This is a genomic window from Sediminibacter sp. Hel_I_10 (genome assembly GCF_000688335.1).
In the GTDB taxonomy this organism is placed as follows: Bacteria; Bacteroidota; Bacteroidia; order Flavobacteriales; family Flavobacteriaceae; genus Psychroserpens.
In genome coordinates, this window is sequence record NZ_JHZX01000001.1 from 2,023,988 (window position 1) to 2,047,707 (window position 23,720).

General features: G+C 38.6%; 23 protein-coding genes and 1 tRNA gene. 11 read left to right on the forward strand and 13 right to left on the reverse strand.

All coding sequences use genetic code 11. The features are described from left to right. Positions 1-120 precede the first annotated feature (120 nt). From P176_RS0109045 to purN, 3 genes are all read right to left on the reverse strand, one after another. On the reverse strand, positions 121-1,047 hold the full coding sequence (locus P176_RS0109045) for a PfkB family carbohydrate kinase (protein WP_026754408.1): 927 nt from the start codon (positions 1,045-1,047) through the stop codon (positions 121-123). Between the two features lie 92 nt (positions 1,048-1,139). Further along, positions 1,140-1,781: a viroplasmin family protein gene (locus P176_RS0109050; protein WP_026754409.1), complete on the reverse strand. Its 642-nt coding sequence runs from the start codon at positions 1,779-1,781 to the stop codon at positions 1,140-1,142. A gap of 45 nt (positions 1,782-1,826) precedes the next feature. After that, positions 1,827-2,399 carry a phosphoribosylglycinamide formyltransferase gene (gene purN / locus P176_RS0109055; protein WP_026754410.1) on the reverse strand — a complete coding sequence of 191 codons (573 nt, stop codon included), beginning with the start codon at positions 2,397-2,399 and terminating at the stop codon, positions 1,827-1,829. Positions 2,400-2,586: 187 nt separating this feature from the next. Between purN and P176_RS0109060 the strand changes: the two genes are divergently transcribed. From P176_RS0109060 to pyk, 5 genes are all read left to right on the forward strand, one after another. Beyond that, positions 2,587-2,820: an acyl carrier protein gene (locus P176_RS0109060; protein WP_008269813.1), complete on the forward strand. Its 234-nt coding sequence runs from the start codon at positions 2,587-2,589 to the stop codon at positions 2,818-2,820. 15 nt (positions 2,821-2,835) lie between these two features. Next, positions 2,836-4,086, forward strand: coding sequence for a beta-ketoacyl-ACP synthase II (gene fabF / locus P176_RS0109065; protein WP_026754411.1), 1,251 nt, complete (start codon positions 2,836-2,838; stop codon positions 4,084-4,086). 6 nt (positions 4,087-4,092) lie between these two features. Next, positions 4,093-4,836: a ribonuclease III gene (rnc, locus tag P176_RS0109070; RefSeq protein WP_026754412.1), complete on the forward strand. Its 744-nt coding sequence runs from the start codon at positions 4,093-4,095 to the stop codon at positions 4,834-4,836. A gap of 132 nt (positions 4,837-4,968) precedes the next feature. Continuing rightward, positions 4,969-5,451 (forward strand): IPExxxVDY family protein, encoded by a 483-nt coding sequence (locus P176_RS0109075; protein WP_026754413.1) that lies wholly within the window; start codon positions 4,969-4,971, stop codon positions 5,449-5,451. Further along, positions 5,451-6,893, forward strand: coding sequence for a pyruvate kinase (pyk, locus tag P176_RS0109080; RefSeq protein ID WP_026754414.1), 1,443 nt, complete (start codon positions 5,451-5,453; stop codon positions 6,891-6,893). Before P176_RS0109075 ends, pyk begins: the two co-directional genes overlap by 1 nt. Before the next feature lie 303 nt (positions 6,894-7,196). Here the strand turns inward: pyk and P176_RS0109085 are convergent, their stop codons facing one another. After that, positions 7,197-8,318, reverse strand: a complete 1,122-nt coding sequence (locus tag P176_RS0109085) for a PD40 domain-containing protein (RefSeq protein WP_026754415.1) — start codon at positions 8,316-8,318, stop codon at positions 7,197-7,199. A 39-nt stretch (positions 8,319-8,357) separates the two neighbouring features. Here P176_RS0109085 and P176_RS0109090 point away from each other — a divergent pair, with 39 nt between their 5' ends. From P176_RS0109090 to dusB, 3 genes are all read left to right on the forward strand, one after another. After that, positions 8,358-9,593, forward strand: coding sequence for a M28 family peptidase (locus tag P176_RS0109090; protein ID WP_026754416.1), 1,236 nt, complete (start codon positions 8,358-8,360; stop codon positions 9,591-9,593). Positions 9,594-9,602: 9 nt separating this feature from the next. Continuing rightward, on the forward strand, positions 9,603-9,989 hold the full coding sequence (locus tag P176_RS0109095; protein WP_026754417.1) for a DUF4345 domain-containing protein: 387 nt from the start codon (positions 9,603-9,605) through the stop codon (positions 9,987-9,989). A 79-nt stretch (positions 9,990-10,068) separates the two neighbouring features. Then, the gene (gene dusB / locus P176_RS0109100) at positions 10,069-11,061 is read left to right on the forward strand and encodes a tRNA dihydrouridine synthase DusB (RefSeq protein ID WP_026754418.1); all 993 of its coding nucleotides are present in this window, start codon (positions 10,069-10,071) and stop codon (positions 11,059-11,061) included. Between the two features lie 42 nt (positions 11,062-11,103). Here dusB and P176_RS0109105 read toward each other — a convergent pair whose 3' ends face one another. Together P176_RS0109105 and rbfA are read right to left on the reverse strand one after the other, a co-directional pair. After that, positions 11,104-12,306 (reverse strand): FtsX-like permease family protein, encoded by a 1,203-nt coding sequence (locus P176_RS0109105; protein WP_026754419.1) that lies wholly within the window; start codon positions 12,304-12,306, stop codon positions 11,104-11,106. Positions 12,307-12,372: 66 nt separating this feature from the next. Next, a complete protein-coding gene (gene rbfA, locus P176_RS0109110; protein WP_026754420.1) occupies positions 12,373-12,768 on the reverse strand; it encodes a 30S ribosome-binding factor RbfA in 396 nt (131 codons plus the stop codon). A 202-nt stretch (positions 12,769-12,970) separates the two neighbouring features. Between rbfA and mce the strand changes: the two genes are divergently transcribed. The 3 genes from mce (at position 12,971) to P176_RS0109130 (ending at position 15,388) form a co-directional block, all read left to right on the forward strand. Further along, positions 12,971-13,375 carry a methylmalonyl-CoA epimerase gene (gene mce, locus P176_RS0109115; protein ID WP_026754421.1) on the forward strand — a complete coding sequence of 135 codons (405 nt, stop codon included), beginning with the start codon at positions 12,971-12,973 and terminating at the stop codon, positions 13,373-13,375. 98 nt (positions 13,376-13,473) lie between these two features. Continuing rightward, positions 13,474-13,547, forward strand: a tRNA-Ile gene (locus tag P176_RS0109120). 437 nt (positions 13,548-13,984) lie between these two features. After that, entirely contained in the window at positions 13,985-15,388 is a 1,404-nt protein-coding gene (locus P176_RS0109130) for a DASH family cryptochrome (RefSeq protein WP_026754422.1), read from the forward strand. 31 nt (positions 15,389-15,419) lie between these two features. Here P176_RS0109130 and P176_RS0109135 read toward each other — a convergent pair whose 3' ends face one another. The 7 genes from P176_RS0109135 to hemA form a co-directional block, all read right to left on the reverse strand. Beyond that, positions 15,420-16,544 (reverse strand): formylglycine-generating enzyme family protein, encoded by a 1,125-nt coding sequence (locus tag P176_RS0109135; protein WP_026754423.1) that lies wholly within the window; start codon positions 16,542-16,544, stop codon positions 15,420-15,422. Between the two features lie 83 nt (positions 16,545-16,627). Beyond that, positions 16,628-17,176: a GNAT family N-acetyltransferase gene (locus P176_RS0109140; protein ID WP_026754424.1), complete on the reverse strand. Its 549-nt coding sequence runs from the start codon at positions 17,174-17,176 to the stop codon at positions 16,628-16,630. Continuing rightward, positions 17,173-17,952, reverse strand: coding sequence for an EI24 domain-containing protein (locus tag P176_RS0109145; protein WP_026754425.1), 780 nt, complete (start codon positions 17,950-17,952; stop codon positions 17,173-17,175). The genes P176_RS0109140 and P176_RS0109145 overlap by 4 nt, the downstream gene beginning before the upstream one ends. 231 nt (positions 17,953-18,183) lie before the next feature. After that, the gene (locus tag P176_RS0109155; RefSeq protein WP_037348860.1) at positions 18,184-19,539 is read right to left on the reverse strand and encodes a TrkH family potassium uptake protein; all 1,356 of its coding nucleotides are present in this window, start codon (positions 19,537-19,539) and stop codon (positions 18,184-18,186) included. Positions 19,540-19,620: 81 nt separating this feature from the next. Beyond that, on the reverse strand, positions 19,621-20,646 hold the full coding sequence (gene hemE, locus P176_RS0109160; protein ID WP_026754427.1) for a uroporphyrinogen decarboxylase: 1,026 nt from the start codon (positions 20,644-20,646) through the stop codon (positions 19,621-19,623). Between the two features lie 100 nt (positions 20,647-20,746). Then, positions 20,747-22,330, reverse strand: a complete 1,584-nt coding sequence (gene hemC / locus P176_RS0109165) for a hydroxymethylbilane synthase (protein WP_026754428.1) — start codon at positions 22,328-22,330, stop codon at positions 20,747-20,749. Further along, positions 22,323-23,585, reverse strand: a complete 1,263-nt coding sequence (gene hemA, locus P176_RS0109170; protein WP_026754429.1) for a glutamyl-tRNA reductase — start codon at positions 23,583-23,585, stop codon at positions 22,323-22,325. Before hemA ends, hemC begins: the two co-directional genes overlap by 8 nt. Positions 23,586-23,720 lie beyond the last annotated feature (135 nt).

Below are 23,720 nucleotides of genomic sequence, written 5' to 3' on the forward strand. Positions count from 1 at the left end.
GTGATGTGAGTTGTTTATTATATTAAAGGTATATCATCTTAAAATTTCTGAAATAGCTTTTTTGTATTAAAAATTAAATTTCAGAACTAAAAAAACGCACTCGATTAGGAGTGCGTTTTTTTATGATACGTCAATATTAAATTGAGTTAATTTTTTAAATTGTTCTAAACGATGATCAATCTCGTCAGTTGTCAAGTTCTGCATTCGCTCTGTTCCAAATTTTTCAACACAGAAAGATGCTAGGGTAGAACCATAAATCACGGCATTTTTCATGTTTTCGAACGAATAATCTGCGGTTTTTGCCAAATATCCTGCAAAACCTCCGGCAAATGTATCTCCAGCACCTGTAGGATCAAAAACCTCTTCTACTGGTAAGGCAGGAGCATAGAACATATCCTCTTTATGAAATAAAAGCGCACCGTGCTCTCCTTTTTTGATGACCACATATTTTGGCCCCATCTCATGTATTTTTCTTGCAGCAACAACTAAAGAATATTCCCCAGTAAGCTGTCTGGCCTCTTCGTCATTTATAGTGATTACATCAATCTTCTTGATTACAGCATGAAGGTCTTCTAGAGCGCAGTCCATCCAAAAATTCATGGTATCTAATATGGCTAATTTTGGCTTGGTGTCCATTTGTTCCAGAACACTCATTTGCACCATAGGGTGTAAATTACCGAGCATTACCACTTCTGCATTTTTATAATGATTGGGAACAACAGGATTAAAATCGGCCAACACATTAAGCTCAGTAGCCAAAGTGTCTCGAGTATTCATGTCATTATGATATTTGCCGCTCCAAAAAAACGTCTTGCCTTCTTTAATAACTTCAATACCATCAATGTTGATATTTTTGTTGATCATTAAATCAAGATACTCTTGAGGAAAATCACCACCAACTACAGAAACTGCTGCAGCATCTACATTAAATTGTGAAGCAGCCAAACCAATAAATGTGGCAGCACCTCCAAGAATTTTATCGGTCTTTCCAAAAGGCGTTTCAATAGCGTCAAATGCTACAGTACCAACGATCACTAATTTACTCATAAAATGATTTTAATATTTGCCCGCAATCCATATCAAATGGCATAGCGAATGAAGCTGCAAATATACGGATTTTTTTATCCTTTTTTATCAGTTTATTTTCTTCCAAAATCGGCAGGGATTTCCCCCCAAGCCTTAGTTTCCCATTTTACGATTGTGGTTTGGAAATCATTTGTTTTAAGCCATATTACAGCTCTATCTACCAACTCGAAAAGGGCTTTGTTTTTGGCATTGCGTTCTAGTTTTGTATTGCAGGTCTTTTTTTTTACCCAGCTCATGGCTGTGCGAGAATCTGTATAGATCATGCGATTGCTATCTTTCTTCTTTAAAAAAGCCAAGCCGTGTACAATGGCGAGAAATTCTCCAATATTGTTGGTGCCTTGTTCAAAAGGCCCTTGGATAAAGAGCTGCTTTTTACTTTTGGTATCCACACCTCTATATTCCATTTTGCCGGGATTACCAGAAGATGCAGCGTCTACCGAAATTGAATTGTAATTGGGAAGGCCTATTTTTTTTAAATCTGTGGCAGAAAGATTGCTAGAAAAGCTTTTGTTTTTTCCAACGAAATCAAAATAATTACCGTTTAAGGCTTTTTTTGCAGCATCAAAAGTGGGGAATGATTTATACTGTGCACCTTCATAATTTTTGATCTGGGCCTTGCAATCGTTCCAAGATTCAAAAACCCCGGTCTTATGGCCCTTCCAAATAGTGTAATATTTCTTTTTCTTTTTAGACACGATGCAATTAAAATTAGGATGCTTTTCTAGGTCGAAATAGCGGTTTTAATATTGAGACTCCAAAACCTGTGCTACAATTTTAGGAAAATGCTCCATTTCTAGAGCATGAATTTTTTGGGCTACATCTTGTGCTGAATCGGTGTCCAACACATCACATTTCGCTTGAAAAATTATAGCGCCCTCGTCATAATTCTCATTAACATAATGAATACTAATGCCGGTTTCAACTTCTTTATTGGCGACAACGGCTTCATGAACATGCATCCCATACATGCCTTTTCCGCCATAATTTGGTAATAATGCAGGGTGTATGTTGATGATTTTATTTGGAAATGCTTGGATAAGATGCTCTGGAAACTTCCATAAAAAACCGGCTAAAACGATAAGATCTGGCGTTTTACTTAACAATAAATGTAATACATCTTGGGTCTCTGTAAACGCAATGCGATTAAATGCGAATGCGCTCACCTTTAGACGTTTTGCCCGCTCAAGTACCATGGCTTTTGGGGTATTGGCCAAGACCATCTCTACAGAGGCGTCTTCTCTATTTTGAAAGTATGTAATGATGTTCTCGGCGTTGCTGCCGCTGCCAGAGGCGAAGATGACAATGCGTTTCATGTGCGAATATTGCTGGGGTTATTCTTCAAAACAAAAAACGGAATAATTATTAACAATTAGAAGATAAAACAAGAAATCTTATATGGAATTTTAGTAAATTACAAACACATTTTTAAAGCAAAGGGGCGTTTTAAGAAGAAAGTTTTTTATTTTTGCCACCTAATTAAAACTTAAAAACAAAAAAATTATGTCAGACATTGCATCAAGAGTAAAGGCGATTATCGTTGATAAATTAGGCGTTGATGAAAACGAGGTAGTAACAGAAGCAAGTTTCACCAACGATTTAGGTGCAGATTCATTGGATACTGTCGAGCTAATCATGGAATTTGAAAAAGAATTTGATATTCAAATCCCAGACGATCAAGCTGAAAATATCGCAACCGTAGGTCAAGCGATCTCTTATATAGAAGAAGCTAAATAATTCAATAAACTCTTTATGGAATTAAGGCGAGTTGTAGTTACTGGTTTAGGCGCATTAACACCCATAGGCAATACCAAAGATGAATATTGGGATGCTCTTATTAATGGGAAAAGTGGTGCGGCACCAATAACCTATTTTGATACTGAAAAGTTCAAAACAAAATTCGCTTGCGAATTAAAAAACTTTAATGCTATTGATTTTCTGGACCGAAAAGAAGCTCGTAAAATGGACCGTTTTACGCAGTATGCAATGGTTGCTTCAGATGAAGCAATCGCAGATTCAAAATTAGATCTAGATAAAATCAATAAAATGCGCGTCGGTGTTATTTGGGGCGCAGGTATTGGAGGGCTGGAAACATTTCAAGATGAGGTGTTGAACTTTGCTGCCGGAGACGGTACACCAAGGTTCAACCCTTTTTTTATTCCTAAAATGATTGCAGATATAGCGCCAGGGAACATATCCATTAAGAACGGGTTTATGGGTCCTAATTACACTACGGTTTCTGCCTGCGCATCCTCTGCTAACGCCATGATTGATGCACTCAACTATATACGTTTGGGGCATTGTGATGTCGTGGTGACTGGTGGTAGTGAGGCAGCGGTAACTATTGCAGGAATGGGTGGTTTTAATGCTATGCATGCGTTATCTACAAGAAATGAAAGTCCAGAAACAGCTTCTAGACCTTTTGATGCAACCCGAGATGGGTTTGTTTTAGGTGAAGGCGCAGGTGCAATTATTCTTGAAGATTACGAACATGCTAAAGCTAGAGGCGCAAAAATATATGCTGAGGTTTTAGGGGGTGGTTTATCGTCTGATGCTTATCACATGACGGCTCCTCATCCTGATGGTATTGGGGTAATTGCTGTAATGCGTAATTGTTTAGAGAATGCAGGTGTTAAGCCAGAAGAAGTTGATCATATCAATACACATGGGACATCAACACCACTAGGAGATGTTGCCGAGTTAAAGGCCATTTCTGAAGTGTTTGGAGACCATGCCAAAAATATTAATATCAATTCAACAAAGTCGATGACTGGCCACTTACTTGGAGCGGCTGGGGCTATAGAATCTATCGCTTCTATCTTGGCAATGGAACACGGTATTGTACCGCCAACCATTAATCATGAAGTTGTTGACGATGCCATTGATTCAAAATTAAACCTAACATTAAACAAGGCACAAAAACGAGATGTAAAAGTTGCAATGAGCAATACATTTGGTTTTGGAGGACACAATGCTTGCGTTTTGTTTAAGAAAATCGATTAAATTTGAATGAGCTTCATTCATAACATATTTAAAAATTCCCGTTCTGAAACAGACGGGAATTTTTTTTTAATACTGAACAAAATTGTTGGGTACAAGGTCAAGAATAAAGACTTGTACGTCAAAGCATTTACCCATCGATCCATGAACATTAAGGATCTAAAGGGCAATGCCATCAATTATGAACGTTTAGAGTTTGTAGGTGACGCCATGTTAAGCGCCGTTATTGCTTCATATCTCTATGAAGAAGTGCCACACGGAGACGAAGGCTACTTGACCAAAATGCGTTCAAAAGTAGTGAGCCGCGAGCACCTTAACGAGTTAGGAAAAGAACTCAACCTCATTGATTTGGTAGAGAGTAAAATACCAAAATCTAACTTTGGCAGCAATATACATGGCAATCTTTTTGAAGCGCTGGTAGGAGCTATCTTTTTAGACAAAGGCTACCGTCAGGTTCAAAAGTTTATAGAAATGCGTATCATAGAGCCCCACGTTGATATAGAGACGTTAGAAGGCCGAGTGATTAGTTACAAAAGCCTTTTGATAGAATGGTGCCAAAAAGAGAAAAAAACCTTTGATTACAACGTCTATGAAGATACAGGCAACGATAATATCAAACATTTCTCTGTAAAACTTTCTATTAACGAAAAGGTCATTGCCAAAGCCAGAGCTACCTCTAAGAAAAAAGCAGAGGAAAAAGCATCAAAACGTGCCTTTTTTGCATTTCAAAATGAAATTGGTAAAGGATCTTAATTAAAACTTCGCAAATGGTAAAAAGAGTTGTTAACTATAACGTTTTCGGCGACTTCACCCCTTAAGATTAATGATAACTTCATATTATTATAGCTTTTAAATGCTATATTTACAATTCAAAGCGTGTAAATTATGGCAATGCACAGAATAGTTGTTGATGATTTTTATGATGCTTCGTTCTCACTTTTTGCTATTCATTGTCGATTAGAAGATTACCGCTTGGCATATCTACTTAATCAACATTTGCAGATTAGATTAGCGAGAAAACCCCAAGATTTAGATTACAACTATTTTGCCGCTTCCTACGCAATCTATGAGTGGGAAGATTGTAAATTGGATGCCACATGGAATTTGGTGTCCAATATTTGCAAAAGAGAAGAGAATACGCTTCAAAGCTCTGGGTCCTTATTTGAAAACCAAAAGATTTCAACTAAGACAATGCATTTGATACCAGAACTAAAAAATGTGGATTACTTAGTAAAGATTAGTGATGAACATCGCAGCTTTAATGAAAAAGTGATTCTAAACAAAATACAGTCTATACCGCAAGTGATTACCACTTACACCGTAGATTTAGATAAAATAAAATCAAAAGACCACCTAATTTTTAATTGATGTTAAGAAAGAAAAAAACGAAAATCGTCGCAACCCTAGGACCGGCAACCAGCACCAGAGAAGTGCTTAAAGGAATGCTAGAAGAGGGCGTAAATGTATTTAGGGTTAATTTTTCGCATGCCGATTACAAGGATGTCGAGGCCAGAGTCAAAATGATTAGAGAGCTAAACGAAGAGTTTGGATTTAATGCCTCTATTCTTGCCGACCTACAAGGACCAAAACTAAGAGTGGGTGTCATGAAGGGAGAAGTGGTTGTAAAACCTGGAGACGAAATTATTTTTGCTACAGGTAAGCGCTTTGAGGGTACCAAAGAGCGTGTTTACATGACGTACGATAAATTTCCTCAAGATGCTAAGGCAGGAGAACGTGTTTTATTAGACGACGGAAAATTGATTTTTGAAGTGGTTTCTACAGATGGAGAATCTGAAGTATTGACAAAAGTAATCCAAGGTGGCCCCTTGCGTTCTAAAAAGGGTGTGAATTTACCTAATACAAATATTTCGCAGCCAGCCTTGACCGAGAAAGATATAGAAGATGCCATTTTTGCATGTAGCCTTCAAGTAGATTGGATGGCATTATCTTTTGTGCGCCATGCAGAAGATTTGATGCAGTTGGAGGAATTGATCAAGCAGCACAGTGCTTATAAAATTCCGATCATTGCTAAAATTGAAAAGCCAGAAGCAGTAGAGAATATAGATAAAATTGTAGCGTATTGCGACGGCTTAATGGTAGCTCGTGGCGATTTGGGTGTTGAAATTCCTGCGGAAGAAGTGCCTTTGGTACAAAAACAATTGGTCTTACGCGCCAAACGTGCAAGAATACCGGTAATCATTGCTACCCAAATGATGGAGACCATGATTACCAGTTTAACGCCAACACGGGCCGAGGTAAATGATGTTGCTAACTCTGTAATGGATGGTGCTGATGCCGTAATGTTATCTGGAGAGACCTCTGTGGGTAACTACCCAGTTGAGGTTATTCGTCAAATGGCAAATATTATTAGAAGTGTTGAGGATTCTGACTTAATTCATGTTCCGCAATCACCTCCGCATATCCGTACCAAAAGATACATTACAAAATCCATTTGTTTTCATGCGGCTAATATGGCCAATGAGATCAACGCAAAGGCAATTTCTACCTTAACTAATAGCGGGTATACAGCGTTTCAAATTTCAGCATGGAGACCAAGCGCACATATTCTTGTCTTTACATCGAACAAACGTATTTTAACACAGCTGAGTTTACTCTGGGGTGTTGAGGCATTTTATTACGACAAGTTTGTCACTACTGACGAAACTATCGAAGATGTAAATGCTATGGCCTGCAAGAAAGGCTATTTGGAAGTTGGAGACATGTTGATTAGTCTTGCGGCAATGCCTATACAAGACAAAGGAATGGTCAATACATTACGTGTTTCTGAAATTACAAGTTGTAGCTTTTAACACCATATAATTTCAATTATACAAAGACCAAAGGTCTAAGCTAGATAGATAAACACTATTTGCTTAGACCTTTTTGTTTAAATATCATTTCTATTTATCAAAATAAAGTAGCGGGTAGTCGATGAGAAGTGCTAGTATCTTTTATTAGTAATTGTTAGACTCAAGGGCCGTTTCAGTTGAAACCGATAGAATAGAGGTTAGTTACCTAGCAATTGGTGGAAAATGAGGTTTTAGAGTTTGTTGTAAATGCCAAATCAACATGATATTGAAGTGATTGAAGACAAAAAACAAACTTAAAACGACTTAATCTTCCCATTCTGCAATAAACAAATTCGTATCTCTTCCTCCACCATTATTTCTGTTTGAAGAAAAAGCCAAGTACTTGCCATCGTTAGAAAACACAGGAAATGCATCAAAGGTTTCGCCATGGGTCACACGTTCCAAATTTCTGCCATCGGTATCAATAAGATAAAGATTAAATGGGAATCCGCGCTCTGCCTCAAAATTAGAAGAAAACAAAATTTGGTCTCCTGAAGGGTGAAAAAACGGACTCCAATTGGCGTTACCTAGATCGGTGAGTTGTCGTAGATCGCTGCCATCAGCATTACAAATGTAAAGTTCCATTTCTGTGGGTTCTACCAAACCTTCAGCTAATAACGCCTTGTATTCTTTGATTTCGGTTGCTGTCTTTGGACGAGAAGAGCGAAAAATCAATTTGGACCCGTCAGGTGAAAAGAAGGCGCCACCATCATACCCAAGCTCATTGGTAATCTGTTTCACATCACTTCCATCAATATTCATGGTATACAGCTCTAGGTCGCCACTTCTTGTTGAGGTAAACACAATTTTATCCCCTTTTGGAGATACGGTTGGCTCAGCATCATATCCTATCTCATTGGTGAGCTGCTTCACAATATTTCCTTCTAGATCGGCCATAAAAATATCGTAGCTATCGTAAATAGGCCAAATGTATTTTCCGTTTTTCCGTAGCGGTGTATCAGGGCAGGCCTCTTGCTTTAAATGTGTGGAGGCGTAAATAATATGTTTGTTATCTGGTAAAAAATAAGCGCAAGTTGTACGTCCTTTCCCTGTGCTGATCATGGGCGGCGCAATGCTATCTGTAAAAGATTGATTGGCGTTCATTAAAAACATTTGATCACAGCCAACGCCCCATTTTTTGTTGTTGGATTGAAATACAAGTTGTTTGTCGTCAAAGCTCCAATAGGCTTCTGCATTATCTCCGCCAAATGTGATTTGTCTAATCGATTTAAAATGGGATTCCTCGGGATAAATAAGCGTGTCTTTTTGGGATACTACGTCGTCTTTAGTTGTGTCATTACTTTCTTTTTCTGGCGTGGGCTTGGCTTCATTTTTACAGTTGAACAAAACCGAAGCGATAAGTACGAAGTATAAATATTTGTGCATATTATTGACTAAATTTGTGTAAAATTAAGAGATAAGAAGATGAAATACACCATAGTTTGCCTTTTTTTGATGGTTTTAATGGGTTGTCAAAACAATTTTAAAGATGAGAACAAATCTGTAACAATTAACGAAGACGTGGCCTTCTTGGCAGATGATAAATTAGAGGGGCGACAAACCGGTACCGATGGCGAAATAGCTGCTGCAAAGTACATCGCCAAACGTTTTAAAGATTTGGGTTTGACCGCTAAAGGAACTGATGGTTATTTTCAATCGTTTTCATTCACACCAAAAACAGATCCACATCAGGAAGTCAATTACAACATAAAGAATGGCGACAGTACCATTACAGGGACCAACGTTATCGGTTTTTTAGACAATAATGCTGCTCATACCATCATCATCGGGGCGCATTATGACCATTTAGGTTATGGTGCCGAAGGCTCTTTGTACAGAGGCGATACAAAAGAAATTCACAACGGTGCCGATGATAATGCCAGTGGCGTAGCCGTGCTTTTGAATTTAGCTGAAAAATTAAAATCCAAAAACACAGGAAACAATTATCTCTTTATGGCATTTTCAGGAGAGGAAATGGGCTTATTAGGTTCTAATTTTTTTACTAAAAATGCCAGTATCGATTTATCTCAAGCCAATTACATGTTGAATATGGACATGGTGGGCCGCTTGAAAAACAACAATACCTTAGCCGTTTATGGCGTAGGAACTTCTCCAATTTTAAAACAAGTGGTTAAGGCAAATAATTCTCAATTTCAGATTATAGAGAATGAGTCTGGTATTGGTCCTAGTGATCATACGTCTTTTTATAATAGTGATATTCCTGTACTTCATTTTTTTACGGGGCAGCATGAAGATTACCATAAGCCAGGTGATGATGTTGAAAAGTTGAACTATGAGGGCATGGCGATGGTATCTGACTATATTTTTGAGATCATTACAGATTTAGACAATAATGGCAAATTGCCTTTTAGAAAAACAAAAAATGAAAGCGAGGATGTCCCAAGGTTTAAAGTGGGTCTTGGTGTGATTCCAGATTACCTTTATGATGGTAAAGGGATGCGTATTGATGGTGTAAGTGAAGATAAGCCAGCGCAAAGGGCAGGACTTCAAAAAGGAGATGTGGTGATCAAATTGGGTGACAGTTTGGTGATTGATATGATGAGCTATATGTGCGCCTTAGCCACTTTTGAAGAAGGAGATGAAACCAAGGTTACCGTGATGCGCAACAGTGAAGAGGTGGAAGCCGAAATCAAGTTTTAAAAATAGCAGATGTTTAAAACAAAACAGGAGGTCATTACCAAGATTCATTTAGTAATTTCTGTGATGATTGTTATTCCTGTTGCTTTTGTTTACGGTTTTCAGCCTCAATTAAGCTTTGATATGTTTTTGGAAACCACTGATGAGCAAAATTTTTACAAGGCCATTATGGGGCTGTATTTAGGCTTCTCCGCTTTATGGATTTCAGGCATATTCAAACCAAGCTATCTTAAAACAGCACTGCTCACCAATATCATTTTTATGTTAGGTTTAGCTTTGGGCAGAATGTTAAGCATGTTGTTGGACGGGGTACCAACTTTTGGTTATGTGTTCGGAACATTTGCAGAATTGTTTTTAGGATGTTATGGGATTTGGGTAATTCGAAAGTTTTCTAAATGACATGAATTAGTGTTTAGCTTTCGTACTTCTAAAACGAACTTTACTGAAAAAACCCTAATTTTGCCAAAAACAATTTCTTTTGGTAAAAATAGACAACATAGAACTTCCTGATTTTCCACTGCTTTTAGCGCCTATGGAAGATGTGAGCGATCCCCCTTTTCGCGCTTTATGCAAAGAGCAAGGTGCAGATGTGGTCTATACCGAATTTATTTCTAGTGAGGGGCTTATTCGTGACGCGGCAAAAAGCGTCATGAAACTAGATATCTACGAAAAAGAGCGGCCTGTAGGCATTCAAATTTTTGGAGCCAATATGGAAAGCATGCTACAAACCATTGATATTGTTGAGAAATCAAATCCAGATATCATAGACATCAATTTTGGCTGTCCTGTAAAAAAAGTGGTAAGTAAAGGCGCCGGTGCTGGGATATTAAAAGACATTTGTCTTATGGAAAGTTTAACTGCGGAAATGGTTAAACGCACCAATTTGCCCGTTACCGTAAAAACCCGTCTGGGTTGGGATCATGATTCCATTAAGATCGTTGAGGTTGCCGAACGTTTACAAGATGTAGGGTGCAAGGCCATTTCAATTCATGGTCGTACAAGAGCGCAGATGTATAAAGGAGAAGCCGATTGGCGACCGATTGCCGAAGTAAAAAACAACCCGCGCATGCATATTCCTGTTTTTGGAAATGGCGATGTAGATACCCCAGAAAAAGCGGCACTCATGCGGGATAGTTATGGATTGGATGGCGCCATGATAGGAAGGGCAACTATTGGGAACCCTTGGTTTTTTAAGCAAGTCAAACACTTTTTTCAAACTGGAGAGCACTTAGCACCAGTTTCTATGGCAGAACGCGTAGATGCCGCCCGTAGACACCTGCAAATGGCAATTGATTGGAAAGGAGAAAAACTAGGTGTTTTTGAAACCCGACGCCATTATACCAATTATTTTAAGGGCATTCCAGACTTTAAGGAATACCGCATGAAGATGGTAACTAGCGATGACTCTGTAGATGTTTTTGCAGCCTTTGACGAGGTTTTGGATAAGTTTTCAGAGTATCAATTTACTTAATCGCATCTTAGCAAGTATACCAACAGCTACAATCTTTTCTGTTTAACTTTGCACCAAACGTTTTGAAATACGAGTTGAAGCCAGTTTTGAGGCTAAAATTCCGAAGGAAAAAATGGTAGCAATTACGATCAAGAAATTAACGGCCTGAATCTCTACAGGATAAGGCAATGCTGGTGTGATCATAACCAGAGCAAATTGCTGCTGTACATACACGATTATAAAGCCTAAAACAAGTCCTAGCACACCAGCCAACATGGTCATCAAACTGCCTTGTAAAAAAAAGATGCGTTTGATGTCTTTTGTGGTAGTTCCTAAGTTGAAAAGCGTATTTAGGGATGCTTTCTTGTCTAAAATCATCATGATGAGGGCTCCAATAACATTAAATAGTGCGATGATAATGACGAGCGTAAAAATAAGATAGACGGCTAAATTTTCGGTATTGAGCATTTTAAATAGCGCATCATTCAATTGGTTTCTATTTTTAATGGTGATTTTATCTCCAAAAACAGAGCGTAATTGCTCGCTCACCGCAGCTTCATCAGCTTCTGGTTTCAGTTTAAATTCTATGGCAGAAACTTGATGATCTTCATAATTAAGCAAATATTTAGCCATATCAATATCAGAGAAAATATACTCATTGTTGAGATCCTCATTAATATCAAATACGCCCACATTATAAGCGGTCATTGTATTAAAAGCGCCGCGTACAGATGTAATTTGTCCTTTGCCGGGCTTGGGGACATAGATGTTTAAGCTTTTTGTAAAATCAAGTACCCCAAAAGATAGCTTGTTAGAGATGCCGCCTCCAGCAACTACTTGACTGGCATTTTGCTCAAGCCAACTGCCGTAGTAAACCATGGTATCGATGGCCGTTACTTTGAGAAAGTTAGCGTCAACACCTTTGAGGCTTACAATTTGTTTTTTGTTATCAAATTCTAAAATCACGCGCTCCTCTATGGTTTTAGAGTAGGCCTCAATGGCACCTAATTTACTTAAGGCGACAGAATCCTGTGGGGATATCATAAAGGATTTGCCTTCTGAAGGAAAGATCTTTAAATCGGGATCGACAAAAGATGAAAATTCGAGACTGTATGATTTGAGTCCGGCAAAACCAGAAAGCACAATAAAAAGTGCTGCCGCGGCCACCACCGTTCCCGAAGCTGCAATTACCGTCATGATGTTGATGGCGTTATTGCTGCTCTTTGAAAAAAGATACCGTTTGGCTATGTAAAGCGATACATTCATGCCTAAACTAGATCGCTAAAGATCCTTTGTAATCGTGATTGATACTATAGAGACCTCTTAACTGCATTAAGATTTCTTTCTTTTTTCTAACAACTCAGCGTCTTTTATAGGATTGTCTTCACGCTTAAGAGATTTTTCAATACGCTCAATATATTCGAGAGAATCATCTATAAAGAATTCTAAGTTTGGCATTCTTCGCAATTGGTGTCTTGTACGTTGTGCCAATTCATGACGAATTAACGGGGTGTTAGAACGAATCCCTTTGATGAGTTCTGCAGCTTCCTTATTAGGAAACACGCTGAGATAAACCTTAGCGTCAGAAAGATCTGTGGTTACTGTGACTTTGCTTACCGATATGATGACGCCTCTTAGTCCGCCATCAGTCGCAGCCTTTTGCAGTACGTCTGCCAAATCCTTTTGCAGGATGCCAGCTATTTTTTTTTGTCTTTGAGTTTCTTCCATAGTTAAAATCTTTTAGTGGCTTCAGCAATCATGATCAGTTCTTGAAACCACACAATGAGAATGCAAAAACAGCATTCTTATTATTTAAGATACAAAAGTAGCGGATATTTGAGTAATATCTTATTTTTAAGGGCGTAAAAGGATTTTACTTCGGAAATGAGCTGTCTATATTTCAGCTAGAAAGCAATTAAAAGCATCAGTAATGAGTTTACATAAAATTGAGCATATTGGCATAGCCGTTAAAGATTTGGAGGCATCAAATGCATTGTTTACAAAGCTCTTCGGAAAGCCACAGTATAAAATTGAAGAGGTTGCAAGTGAGAGCGTCATGACCGCTTTTTTTGAGTCTGGCCCCAATAAGATTGAATTATTACAAGCCACCCATCCAGATAGCCCTATTGCGAAGTTTATTGAAAAGAAAGGTGAGGGCATACATCACATTGCTTTTGCCGTTGAAGATATAGAGGCAGAGCTCAAACGTTTATCTAATGAGGGGTTTGAGCTGATTCATAAAGTTCCCAAAAAGGGAGCAGATCAAAAATTAGTTGCCTTTTTGCACCCTAAAAGCACTAATGGTGTTTTGATTGAATTGTGTCAAGACATTTAAAAATTTTAAAAGGGTTGTACGCTTTTAAAATAAATAGTAGATTTGCACACCGTTTTTTAATCCGCAAACTTTTTTAAAGTTAAAGCATTAAAGACATTGGTCCTATAGCTCAGTTGGTTAGAGCACCTGACTCATAATCAGGTGGTCCCTGGTTCGAGCCCAGGTGGGACCACTAATAACTATTAAGCCTTACAGAGATGTAGGGCTTTTTTTGTTTATCTATAAAACAAATCATCTTCGCTGTATAGCTGTTAAGCATCACCAATCTCGTTTTTTTGCGATAACTTTATCACGCATCCCAGTATAATAAACGTATAGGCTTTTATTTGTTTTCACTTTTTCTTGGAATAATATAATCCTTGGTTTGCGTTCAATAAAGCCTATAACAGCCTTTTTCCCATTCAAGCTTTTTGTCTCTATCTTAAAATTTTGACGGCTTCATTTCCTAGAAATGAGTGCTCAATTCCTATAATAGGGCAAATATGCTTAAATATGCTCTACCTTTATAAAGCCACTATCTGACAACCATTTTTTATTTGAATTCTTTAATGGTTTCAGAAAATTTAAGGTCGAAAGATGTTTTTCAAATACGGATTAAGCAGTTAATGTATGGAAGCGAATGTCATATTATGGTTTAAAAATGATCTTAGGCTTCACGACAACGAGTCTCTGGTAAAGGCCATTTCTTCTAATAAATCCATTTTGCCAGTATTTATCTTCGATCCTAGGGCCTATAAAAATTTGAATTTAGGATTTCCAAAATCAGATCAAGTTCGCCTGGAGTTTTTGATGCAATCTATATTAGATTTAAAGAAGAACTTAATTGAGATTGGTGGAAATCTCATGATTCTTACCGGTGCTCCAGAAGAGATTCTGCCTCAATTAGTAAAAACATATCATTGTGACGCTATCTATTGTGAACAAGAATTTGCAACAGAAGAACTTGCTGTCATCGCAGGTTTAAGGCTTGCCTTAGCTCATACTTGTGATCTCCATTTAATTTGGGGCAGAACGCTTTATCATATGGATGATATTCCATACGCAATTTCGGAGATACCGCTAACTTCAAAAGCTTATCGTATTAATACTACCAAAAACACGACGGTAAGAGCCACATTTGCAAAACCAAAAAAAATTAATTGTCTAGACCTTAAAGCTGAGGTATGGAACATGTGCCCAACGTTAAAGACATTAGGTTTTAAGAATGACAAAAATTTTGCATTAACCTACGTTGAAGGAGGAGAGACCAAAGCACTAGAACGTCTGGAATTTTATTTGTTTGAAACGGAACAACTTACTAATTATCGTTGGACTAGAAATCGATCTTTAGGAATGGAATACAGTTCCAAATTTTCACCCTATATGGCCTTGGGTTGTCTTTCGCCGAGAACCATCTATGAGGCGGTTCAACGTTATGAAAAGCACATCAAAAAAAATCAAAGTACTTGGTGGATGATTTTTGAAATCGTTTGGAGAGATTACTTCACATTTAAACTCATGCGTTTTCAAAATAAAGTATACCATACTGATGGGTATACCAATAAAAAGAAGGAATTTACTAATAATCCAAAACTTTTTGAGAGATGGTGTGAGGGCAACACAGGAATCCCTTTTATTGATGCCCACATGCGCCAACTTAATGAAACAGGCTATATGAGCAATCGCGGACGCGTCAATTGCTCCAGTTTTTTGGTTTATGATTATCAAATAGATTGGACTTGGGGCGCCGCTTATTTTGAATCAAAGCTCATTGACTATGATGTGGCCTCAAATTGGATGAATTGGCATATGCAAGCTTATCAAATCTGGTACACCAATCCAGTAAACCAAGCAAATAAGTATAAGGCGCAGAATTTTATTAGAAAATGGGTGCCAGAACTACAACATCTTGATGATCTCGAAATTTTAATTCCTTGGGAAACCTTAGTCTCAGGTTACCCAAAACCAGATGCCATTGCGAGCAAATGGACAAGGGCAATCCATAAAATCAAAAAAGATAATAAACAGTCTTAAATCTTAAGAGGCTTTTTGAGTGGATTCGGTATTACAATTTAGTTTCCAACATCTGTACAGTCGCCACCGTTCTAAAACCGGTATGGTCAGAAGCCGAGTCAGGGCTCATACCCATACGTGCAGAAATTCTAAAACTGGCGCAATAAGAGGCATGGCATAAAAAAGAACCTCCTTTAATAACGTGTTCTTGCTGATAGGGATTCTCAGGATTGTAGCCTTTATTGGGACCTTTAGGATTGATAATAGGCGTTACATTGTCAAGATCCTTATAATAATTGACGTTAAATAAATCTGATGTTATTTCCCAAACATTACCTAACATATTATAAACACCAATGGTATTTGGGGGATATGATTTTACAGGAGCGATAAACTGAAACCCATCGGCGGGTATATTTTTTACAGGAAACTCACCTTGCCACGTATTGGCATGTTCATCTAAACGTTTTGCATCATTGCCCCAAGTAAAAATAGCATCGCTTGATGTGCCTTGAGCGGCGGCTTCCCATTCTGCCTCGGTGGGTAAACGTCTGTTGGCCCATTTGCAGTACGCAAGCGCATCTTCATAAGCAATGTGCACCACGGGGTAGTCTGCTTTGCCCGCTATAGAGCTGTCTGGCCCGTGTGGGTGTTTCCAATTGGCACCCACTTTCCAAATCCACCATTGGGCATAATTATTCATGGTGGCTACTTTGTCGATATATTTATTAAAAATCAAACTTCCAGGTAGCAACAGCGAATCTGCTGGTTTTGCAGTGCCCTCAGGCAGTTCAAGTTTCATAACGTCCCAATCAATTGGTCGTTCTGCCACAGTGATGTATTGAGTAGCATCAACAAAGGTTTGAAACTGAGCATTGGTAACCTCGGTAATGTCTATAAAAAAACCATCTACGGAAACCTTATGACTAGGCTTTTCTCTAGACATAGCCATTTGGTCTCTTGATTTGGCACCTTGAACAAAAGTTTTGCCTTTTACCCAAACCATGTGTTCTGGAGTGCTGATGTCTTTAGGCTGATCTTTTAAAATTTGATAAGATGAGGTCGTCTCAGAGTATTTTTTGACCTCATTTGTTGTTTTTGTTTCGGGTTTACAGCTAAACAAAACGAGTGTAGAGAGGATTCCAAGAGTGATAGGTTTGCAATAGATCTGTTTCATTATAAAGAAATCGGCATACACGTTCATTTCAAAGCTAAATAAAAATTTGATCCTGCTTACCGCATAAAACGGTGAACATGACATTAACAACAGGATGATCCATGATGCTTGAGATACAACTCCATATCCAAGGCCTCTCCGTGAGTTGGTTGAAACTCATCTTTCAAGGTAGCTGTCCATTTAAAACCGTTAGAAGTGGCCACTTTAACACTGCTTAAATTGCTGTGATGTACTATGATGTGTAAGGTGTATAGGCCAAGATCTTCAAAAGCAAATTGACTCAATGCTTTAATAGTTCTAGAGGCTAGGCCTTGTCCCGTAAACGTATACCCAATGCCATAGGCAAACTCCCCTTGTTTCTTGTTCCAGTCTAAATTCTTTAGATAGATGAGTCCTGCAAGTTGTCGGGTTTCGGTCTGTTTTAAGGTAAAAAGAAATTCACGTTGCTCCTTATAAGCCTTCATTTTGCGCTCTACAAATTGCTGTGATAGCGTTGGGTTTAAGTTCTGTTCTAATGTCTTTGGGAAATAACGCTGAAACCTGTCGGCGTTGGCAATCATAAAATCGCAAGTCTTCCAGGCGTCTCCTTCATGTAGCGCACTTATTTCAAAATCGTCAAGACGCGCAATCATAATGTCTTGCTTACAGTGTTGACGCTAGTATTCATACGTTGCTCTTCCTTCAGCAAATTGACGGTTTGTATTGACGCTGCAGTAACACTTAAAGGAAGTACAATGAGGATACCGATAACGGGAATCAATAAAAACAACATAAAAACCACACCGTTACCAATGGCAATGCCACGGTGTTTGCGAACAAATGTCAAGCTTTCACGATATTTAAAATGACGCTCTAAGGTATAGTCCATATTACCAAATCCAGCGTAATAGGCTTGAACTAGAAATAATAGAATTGTTGAAAGGATATTGACAAAAGGAATGAACTTAAGCAGTAAAATAGGGATGGTGATCAAGAGCTCTTTCACCAGATTTCTAAGGTTCAACCTGATGCCTCGCCAAAGCTGTTCTGCCGATGAGGTGTTTCTATGGGACGTGCTAGTCTTGCCCAAGAGATGCGCCTCTATTTTTTCTGAAACCGGACTCATAAAAGGAGCAGACAGCGCCATGATAATGTGCTTGTATAAAATAAGACCAATAGCCAAAATAAAGATCGCGCCTATGATTGTAGAAAACGAAGTAAATGTAGTTTTGCCCCAATCCCAAATCCAGACTTTAGCAATAAACCGTCCTACATTATCAGACCATCCGTAAGCTGAGACCCCAATAATTATAGCTGTTACAAAGCTGATGATCATAGGAACTAAAAAGTAGGTCCATAACCTTAGTTTTGACATGAGTTGAAACACCCCAGAATAGGATTGTATGCCTTTTAAGATGTTTTTTATCATAGGTGCATGCTATCGAAATTGAAATATCGGACTTTAGCGCTATTACCTGCCGGTAGAAACGATGAAAAAAATCTTCTTCAGTTTTAAAACTGAAAAACTGATTTTCAATTTAGAAATAAATTTCGATACAAAAAGCAGTTTATGGTATTTTCCTTCTGAAAGCCGAATGGACCTTATGCTTCATATTTCAGAAGAAAAAGTTAGCGCTAAATAGGGATTAGGAGCAGCACATTAAACTGCAATATCGGCTTGTAGCACTTCTCGATCTTCTTCCCTAATTGTTTTAGACCAGATAGCCAGCCCAAAAGTTAAAACGCCCAGACGCCCAATAAACATAAGGAGAATCACAACCAATTTACCCCAGACGTTGAGACTGCCTGTAATGCCCGTGCTAACTCCCACCGTACCCAATGCAGAGGCCACTTCAAAAAGTATATCCTCAAACTTAAAATCGTTGGTAAGGGTGATAAGAAATGTTCCTAAAACAATGATTACGGTGTAAAAAATAAAGGCAGATGTGGCAATGTATAAACGTTCATACGGAATGCGTCTCCCTAAAAAAGTAATGGTCGTGCTGCCTTTGAGCCTACTTTTAATGATAGCAAAGACGGCAGTAAGTGTCGTAATTTTAATACCTCCAGCTGTACCAGAAGGAGATGCGCCAACATACATTAAGAAAATGCATACCAGCATCATGGCTTGATTGAAAAGTCCAAAATCAACCGTATTAAACCCAACTGTTGTCATGGCGGTCATGCTTTGAAAAAAGGCTGATAAAAAACGAGAATCTTCATGAGCCACAGCAATCGACGGTTCTAGAAAATAGAAAAACACAGTTCCAAATGTTAAAAGCATTAGAAACCCATAAAATATAATCTTTGTTGTAAAACTAAGTTTGTGCGCCCTGTTTTTGATCCATAGCCCAAAATCGGTAATCACAATAAAGCCCAAGGAGCCGCAAATGGCCAGCATTGATATGATAAAGTTGATGAAATGATCATCGACATAATCCATAAAACTGTTGTTGAACAAGCTAAAGCCAGCCGTGCAAAAGGAACTCACACTATGAAACACAGAGGACCAAACACCCTCTAGTGTTGGCATACCTTCTGTTTTAAAAGCAATGAAAAACAAAATGGCGCCAATCAACTCCATAAATAGAGTAAAAAGGATAACAGACCTTAGAAAGTCGGTAATTTTAATGGTGTTGGGAAGGGTGAATTCTGTAGAAAGAATTTTTTTGTGCCAAGAGGTTAGTTTTCTCGTTGTCGATAGAATCATAAAGGTGGTAAAGGTTAAATAACCAATTCCGCCCAACTGAATCAATATCATGATAATGAACTGACCAAAAAAATTATAGGTATCAAAAATGGAAATTGTAACCAAACCAGTAGTCGAAACCGCTGAGGTTGCAATAAAAAAATGATCTAAAATAGGAGCGCTTTCCTTTTGAAAAATAGGCAGACAGAGTAATACCGTTCCTAAAAAAATATAAGTTAAAAACCCGTAAAAGAGATTTTGTTGTGGTGTCCAACCTCTTTTGAGCAATGCATATTTTTTAGCCAGTTCTTGAAACGCAGTTTTCATATACGTTTGATTAATTATTTTACGAAACGCAGACTTTTTTTACGCGACTATAGTTCTTCTTAATGCTTTACTTCGGAACTGTTAACTCTCGTAAGATTTAACCGCATCAATAAAGGCTTTTGCATGATCTACAGGAATGTTTGGCAATATGCCATGACCAAGATTGACAATGTATTTATCTTTCCCAAAATCAGTAATCATTTGATGCACCATTTTCTTGATTTCTGAAGGCGGAGAGAACAGTCGTGTAGGGTCAAAATTACCTTGTAGCGTGATATTGCCACCGGTAAGGTAACGTGCATTTCTGGCAGAACAGGTCCAGTCTACACCCAAAGCCGAAGCTCCAGATTTTGCCATCTCGCCAAGAGCAAACCAACAGCCTTTTCCAAACGCAATTACGGACGTCTCATCTTTTAAGGCATCAATAATTTGATGGATGTACTGCCAAGAAAATTCTTGATAGTCTACAGGAGATAACATACCGCCCCAAGAATCGAAAACTTGCACAGCATCACATCCTGCTTTTACTTTTTCCTTTAAATAGGCAATCGTGGTATCTGTTATTTTTTGAAGAAGTTGGTGCGCAGCAATTGGGTTGGTAAAGCAAAACTGCTTGGCCTTATCAAAGTTTTTACTGCCTTGTCCCTGTACGCAATAGCATAAAATGGTCCATGGTGATCCAGCAAAACCAATGAGTGGAATCTCATTATTGAGTTTTTCTTTGGTAGCTTTTATGGCCTCGTAAACATAGCTCAATTCCGCTTTAACGTCAGGCACAATAACATTATCAACGTCTTTTTGTGTTCTTACAGGATGCGGAAGATAGGGCCCAAAGTTAGGCTTCATTTCTACCTCAATGTTCATGGCTTGTGGAATCACCAAGATATCGCAAAACAAAATGGCGGCATCCATACCAAAGCGTCTAATGGGCTGTACTGTAATTTCGCTGGCCAATTCTGGAGTTTGACATCGTGTAAAGAAATCGTATTTCGCCTTAATTTCCATAAATTCTGGCAAGTAACGTCCAGCTTGACGCATCATCCAAACAGGTGGCCGTTCTACGGTTTCGCCCTTAAGGGCTCTTAAAAAAAGATCGTTTTTAATCATGAACGCTATCGCTTTTGGCCATTGGTTTTAGGTCCTTGGCGCAATAAATTAATCTTATATATTTCTATTGAAAGGGAGCAAATTCTAAAGCTATGTTAGGCTAAGCGCTAAAATAGGCATTTACTAAGTTGACGACACTTTCAACAGATGGCATCTTGGCCACTCGTACATCTTCAAAATGTTTTCTAGCTTCTTTTGCAGTGGTTTCGCCAATACAAAAGGCCACCATATCATCATTGACCACGTTTTCTTGCTTAAAACTTTGAACCGTGGATGGGCTATAGAACATTACGCCTTTAACATCGTCGGAAATTTTATGGGCATCATACTTGGTTTCGTAAGCAATCACCTCGTTCACGTTGATTTGGTTTTCGGCTAAAATATCAGGCAACTCATCTAATCGAATGTCACTACAAAAATAAGTGACATCAACGCCCTCAATATATTCTACCAAGTGATCGGCGAGTGCTTTTGCACTGTTTTCGGTATGCTTGACGCTGCCTATTTTTCGTTCGACCATACGCTTGGTGCGGCGGCCTACACAGTAAATGTTTTCAAACTGAAATTCTTCTGGTGAAAAATTGGTAAGCAAGGCCTCTACAGCATTTTGGCTGGTGATAATGACGTTTTTTGGCATTGGCTTCAGTACTTTTGGCGTCATCCTATTAAGACTTATTTTTATAAAATCTGAACTTTCTGAAACCACATCCTCATGAAACAGTTGCTTTTGGGCATCTGTTAAGGTTTTGGTAGAATACACATTAACGGCCTTGGTTGAGGCCTTCATCGTATCCATTAACCTATTGCCACCACGTTCTATAATATAATTGGCACAAAACTCTGCAATATCATCTTTTGCGGTAAGCACCCAAGTACGTTGTACTTCTATTTTCTTACTGCCATCAAGACTGAGCAGGACGCCTTCAAAATGAATTTCCTCATCCTTAATAAAAGCCAAAGCCCCAATAGGAGCAGAACAACCGCCTTCTAACAAATTGAGGAATTTACGTTCTATACCAGTACAGATTTCAGTCTCTTCGTGGTTGATCTCGGCACAAATCGCTCTCAGCTCGGTATCTTCTTCGGGAGCAGTCACCATAATAGCACCTTGTCCAGGAGCCGGAACCATCCACTCCATATTAAAGCTGTTTTCAGGTCTTTTTTCTAAACGTCCCAATCCAGCCGCAGCAAAAATGGCACCGTTCCAATCGCCCTCTTCCAGCTTTTGTAATCTTGTGTTGACATTTCCGCGTAAATCAACAACGGTATGGGTTGGGTAACGGTTGAGCCATTGTGCTCGTCGTCTTAAACTTCCAGTAGCAATCGTGGCCTCACGTTGTGATAAAAACTCCTCATTATCATTAAAAACCATGCAGTCGCGCACATTACCGCGCTTGATAACCGCAGCTTGTACAATGCCTTTTGGCAGTAACGTTGGGACATCTTTTAAAGAATGAACCGCAATGTCAATAGCGCCTTTGAGCATGGCAACATCTAAGGTTTTTGTAAAAACGCCGGTAATGCCCAATTCGTAAATAGGCTTATCTAGCACAAGGTCTCCGGTTGATTTTAAAGGAACAAGAACGGTTTTATGACCAAGATCTTCTATGAGACGTTGTACGGTTTTTGCTTGATACAGCGCAAGTTCGCTGTCTCGCGTACCAATTCTTATGGGATTATGCATTATTTGTAGTGGCTTCTAGTTGAAATACCTTTTTGATGAGCTCTAGGCTATCGTCGGTAGACACATCATCGCTTTTAAGGTGGTGTGCAAAGTGGTTGGTGATTTTTTGGATGATGTTGTTACTAATCAATTCGGCTTGAGCCTCATTAAAATCAGTCATCTTTTTACGTTGGGTGTCCAATTCTGCAATGGCAAAATCGGTTAATTTATGTTTTAACGCCTTAATGGTAGGTGCAAATTTTCTGGTAGCAAGCCAAGCATTAAAGTCTAATTTAATATCTTCAATAATGGCTTCGGCAAAAGGAATGTGCGCTTTTCTACGTTCTAAGGTGTCGTCTGTAATTTTAGCAAGATCATCTAAATGCACTAAGGTAACATTTGATAATTCCTGAACATTTTCATCCACATTTTTAGGGATAGAAAGATCAAGGATGAGCAAGGGTTTTTCGGTTTGTATCAAAGACTTGTAAACGGTTGGCTGTTGCGCTCCCGTGGCCACTACTAAAATATCAGAGGCATTCACTTCGTCTTGAAAATGCGCGTAGTCTTTGGCTCTAACATTAAATTTGCCCGCTGCGGCATCTGCTTTGTCCTTGGTGCGGTTAATGAGTGTGATGTGCTCATTTTTAGTATGCTTCACTAAATTTTCACAAGTGTTGCGCCCTATCTTTCCGGTACCAAAGAGTAAAATATTTTTTTCTGAAACGTTCTGCACATGGTTTAAAATGTACTGAACAGAAGCAAAGGAGACCGAGGTGGCTCCTGTAGAAATATCGGTTTCTGTTTTAATGCGTTTTGAAGCTTGAATGACCGCGTTGACCAACCGCTCTAAGAACGGATTGAACATGCCGTGCTTTTTTGAAAGCCGTGCACTTACTTTTAACTGACTAATGATTTCAAAGTCGCCAAGAATTTGACTGTCTAAACCAGAGCCCACTCTAAACATATGAGAAATGGCATCTGTATTTTTAAACACATAGGCTACTTTTTGAAATTCTTCAACCGTGCCCTTGGTATTATCGCAAAGTAATTGGATCAATTGAAACGGATGTTCTGCAAAACCGTAGATCTCTGTTCTATTACAGGTAGACGTAATGATCAAACTTTCAATCCCACTGGACTTAGCTTGCTCCAACACTCCTAATTTTGCCGACTCGTTAAGGCTGAAGTGCCCACGAATCTCGGCGTCTGCTTTTTTATAGCTTAAACCAATGGCGTAAAAAGAAGTGCCTCTCGACATATTGTAGTGTTGCATAATAGATTTGGATCTACTCCAGAATTTATTGGCACAAAAATACATAGCATGAACGATAAAAAACAACGCTAGACGAACTTTAAATATCGTTAGTGGTTTTTTAAAGGGTATTTTTATAAAATCCGTATTTTTGCA

Coding starts and splice junctions, on each gene's coding strand:
- P176_RS0109045 (WP_026754408.1), bottom strand. CDS start 1,047: ATGAGTAAATTAGTGATCGTTGGTACTGTAGCATTTGACGCTATTGAA.
- purN (WP_026754410.1), bottom strand. CDS start 2,399: ATGAAACGCATTGTCATCTTCGCCTCTGGCAGCGGCAGCAACGCCGAG.
- P176_RS0109060 (WP_008269813.1), top strand. CDS start 2,587: ATGTCAGACATTGCATCAAGAGTAAAGGCGATTATCGTTGATAAATTA.
- fabF (WP_026754411.1), top strand. CDS start 2,836: ATGGAATTAAGGCGAGTTGTAGTTACTGGTTTAGGCGCATTAACACCC.
- rnc (WP_026754412.1), top strand. CDS start 4,093: ATGAGCTTCATTCATAACATATTTAAAAATTCCCGTTCTGAAACAGAC.
- P176_RS0109075 (WP_026754413.1), top strand. CDS start 4,969: ATGGCAATGCACAGAATAGTTGTTGATGATTTTTATGATGCTTCGTTC.
- pyk (WP_026754414.1), top strand. CDS start 5,451: ATGTTAAGAAAGAAAAAAACGAAAATCGTCGCAACCCTAGGACCGGCA.
- P176_RS0109085 (WP_026754415.1), bottom strand. CDS start 8,318: ATGCACAAATATTTATACTTCGTACTTATCGCTTCGGTTTTGTTCAAC.
- P176_RS0109090 (WP_026754416.1), top strand. CDS start 8,358: ATGAAATACACCATAGTTTGCCTTTTTTTGATGGTTTTAATGGGTTGT.
- P176_RS0109095 (WP_026754417.1), top strand. CDS start 9,603: ATGTTTAAAACAAAACAGGAGGTCATTACCAAGATTCATTTAGTAATT.
- P176_RS0109105 (WP_026754419.1), bottom strand. CDS start 12,306: ATGAATGTATCGCTTTACATAGCCAAACGGTATCTTTTTTCAAAGAGC.
- rbfA (WP_026754420.1), bottom strand. CDS start 12,768: ATGGAAGAAACTCAAAGACAAAAAAAAATAGCTGGCATCCTGCAAAAG.
- mce (WP_026754421.1), top strand. CDS start 12,971: ATGAGTTTACATAAAATTGAGCATATTGGCATAGCCGTTAAAGATTTG.
- P176_RS0109130 (WP_026754422.1), top strand. CDS start 13,985: ATGGAAGCGAATGTCATATTATGGTTTAAAAATGATCTTAGGCTTCAC.
- P176_RS0109135 (WP_026754423.1), bottom strand. CDS start 16,544: ATGAAACAGATCTATTGCAAACCTATCACTCTTGGAATCCTCTCTACA.
- P176_RS0109140 (WP_026754424.1), bottom strand. CDS start 17,176: ATGATTGCGCGTCTTGACGATTTTGAAATAAGTGCGCTACATGAAGGA.
- P176_RS0109145 (WP_026754425.1), bottom strand. CDS start 17,952: ATGATAAAAAACATCTTAAAAGGCATACAATCCTATTCTGGGGTGTTT.
- P176_RS0109155 (WP_037348860.1), bottom strand. CDS start 19,539: ATGAAAACTGCGTTTCAAGAACTGGCTAAAAAATATGCATTGCTCAAA.
- hemE (WP_026754427.1), bottom strand. CDS start 20,646: ATGATTAAAAACGATCTTTTTTTAAGAGCCCTTAAGGGCGAAACCGTA.
- hemC (WP_026754428.1), bottom strand. CDS start 22,330: ATGCATAATCCCATAAGAATTGGTACGCGAGACAGCGAACTTGCGCTG.
- hemA (WP_026754429.1), bottom strand. CDS start 23,585: ATGCAACACTACAATATGTCGAGAGGCACTTCTTTTTACGCCATTGGT.